The 2,340-nt window shown below is 29.4% G+C and carries 2 protein-coding genes; both read left to right on the forward strand.

Going from position 1 to position 2,340, the window contains the following annotated elements:
• Positions 1–2,018: CIA30 family protein (locus N2712_07915; protein MCX8029902.1), on the forward strand; the 2,018-nt coding region annotated here is incomplete at its 5' end.
• A gap of 3 nt (positions 2,019–2,021) precedes the next feature.
• A partial coding sequence (locus N2712_07920) for a hypothetical protein (protein ID MCX8029903.1) occupies positions 2,022–2,340 on the forward strand: 319 nt, incomplete at its 3' end.

Raw genomic sequence — 2,340 nt, forward strand, 5'->3', positions numbered from 1 at the left:
GGATAGTAAAAGATGATGTGTTAAAATCTGAAAATAATTGTCTAAAAATAGAGTATACTTTTTACACAGGTGACTGGAATGAAAACTGGATAAGTATATCCAGAAATTTTTCTTCATTAAAAGATTTTTCTTCTGCTTGTGGAATTTCATTATGGGTAAAAGGAAGTGGAAGTGAAGGAAAATTTGTTGTAGCAATAAAAGATAATAAAGGCAATACATTAGAGTATGCTAATTCTACAGTACTTACTAATTCAGTATGGTCTCAAATAATAATACCTTTTAATATGTTTTATTTAAAAAACAAAATTACACTTAAAGGTTTTGAAGAGTTTGATTTTTCAAAAATCTCTTATATAGAGTTTTATATTTCTTTACCAGACAGAACTCAAAGAGAACTTCCTATAAGTGGAGTATGTTATGTTGATCAGGTAGAATTAGTTAAAAATATATTTACATTTAAAAAACCAATTTTTTCAAAAATTCCTAATGGATATTTATATTCTGAGTATTATCAGGATACAGAAGTAGGAGAAGGGATATATCAAAGTTTAATACTAAATGATGAATTGTTTTTTAATGAGAATATAAGTTTATATTGGAACTTAAAACTTCCATCTAAGTATGTAATTTATGGTTATATTCCTGCAAGAAAAATTGACTGGATGAGAGGTGATGACATAAAACTGCTTAATCAAAAGGAATACTCTATAAGTTTTTCTGAAATTTCTTTAAAGTTTAAAAAACTTCATAAATATCTCACATCGTTAACTGTGGGTTCTGCTTTTATCCATTGGAATCCTTGGGTGTTTTATGGTCAGAGTAAAAACTTAGGTATAACTTTATCTGGGAGTATTGCTTCTGCAGGAGATTATGAGTCTTTTATAGGCGGTGATTATTGGAAAAGAGTGTTAGTAGTTTCTAATAGATTTATGAAAAAAACAAGAACCTCATATCTAATTCCGATGTTTGTTGTTGGAAGACAATATGCAAAGGATGTCTCTTCAGATAAAATTTTACCTCTTGTAGATTTCTATGTGTTAGGATTAGAATTAAGAAAGAAAATAGAGTTGCCATCTTTAAAACTATATGATACAAACTTGTATGTAACTTTAACTGAAATGGGAGAAACAGTGTATGGTTTGTGGAAAAAAGAAAATAGTTGGGATGATTCTTTATCTTATTCAGAAAATCTTCCGCGGGTTATGAAAGGTGGAGTTTTATTAGAAAAACTATTTGATATTCCATCTTCTATAAGAGATAATGCTATAGTTGCTAATTTACAAATAAATAAAGTTGCAAATACTTTATTTTCTTTTGTATTAGAAGGGAGATATATTGGAAGCCACTATGGTGGATTTCTGTTAAAAGACACATTACTTCCTTGGCTAAAAGAGGATTTACCTCCTAATTTAATGAACATAGAAACAAAGTTAGACAGTTCTATATTAGAAAGAAGATATCACTTAGTTCCTTCTGGATATTTAGATACAGGATATGTGGACCAAAAAGGTGGGAATTTTAAAATTTATTATAATAGAGGAAAAGGCTTTGATGGCAAGTTAGAGTTAGATATGGCGACCAAGATAACTAATCCTAATATTAGGTCTCAAAAAATAGAAACAACTTTAGGATATAATAAAACCAATCAGATAATAGGTTTAGAAGGTGTGTTTGGAGTTTATTCTTCTTATGAAAAAGATGTAGAAAAAAACAAAATTACATATTATGAAGCTGATGTAAAATTAAGACCGTTTAGAAAATTTGATTTTAGTGTTGCGTGTGGATATAGAGTAGAAGAAAGAGAAATTTATCAGAACTTAACTAAACAGATTTATTTTATTCAGTTTCTTTCTCAACCACTTCCATTTATAAGTGTGGATTTTAGAATAAAACAATCTTCTCCTCAGGAAGATGAGTTAGGCGGAACTATCTCTATAGTAAGGGAAGGTGACTATAAAGTATGGGCTGACCACATGCCTGATACATATACTTATCTTCAAATAAAAATTTTCTTTTGATAAATGAAAAATGTTAAAATTATATGTGTAAATTTATTATTTCTTTCCTTAGTTGGTTTTACTTACTCTCAAGAAGTAGCAGTTCAGTTTACTGGAGGGACTTCTGATAGTGAACAATACTTTCCCGGTACTCATGGTGGATATGGACAAAGTTTTACTGTTGGGAATGAAAATATTACTGTGCCTAAAATAGAACTTGAATTAAGAAAGTCAGGAACTCCCAGCAATATATATGTTCAAATCAGATCCAGTTCAATGACTGGAACTTCTTTAGGACAAAGTGCTGTAGTTACTGCTTCACAAATCTCAGATACTTATAGTT

This window comes from Brevinematales bacterium (genome assembly GCA_026415355.1).
GTDB lineage: Bacteria > Spirochaetota > Brevinematia > DTOW01 > DTOW01 > SKYB106.